Source organism: Bartonella sp. AA86SXKL (assembly GCF_042196885.1).
Window position 1 is genome coordinate 1 of record NZ_JBHIRE010000105.1, and the last position, 305, is coordinate 305.

The window sequence follows — 305 nt, forward strand, 5'->3', positions numbered from 1 at the left end:
GCATATGTGACCATTGCAGGACCAAGATCAGAACCACCAATACCAATGTTCACAATATCAATTATTTTCTCACCGCTGTTTCCCTTATAGCTACCATCGCGGACCATATCAGAAAATCTTTCCATATCAGCAAGAACACCCTGAATATCATGAACAAGATCAGTTCCATCTAACATGAAAACTTCGTCAGCAGGCAAACGTAGTGCAATATGAAGAACCGAGCGCTTTTCAGTTGTATTAATGGCTTTCCCTGAAAACATTGCATCACGCCTGCCTAACACATCTGCTGCAACAGCCAAATCATC

At 42.0% G+C, this 305-nt stretch carries 1 protein-coding gene; it reads right to left on the minus strand.

Annotation, left to right across the window (positions count from 1 at the left end; genetic code table 11):
- The coding region (locus ACFIO5_RS10195) for a phosphoglucose isomerase-related protein (RefSeq protein WP_522729881.1) at window positions 1-305 on the minus strand (305 nt) is incomplete at both ends.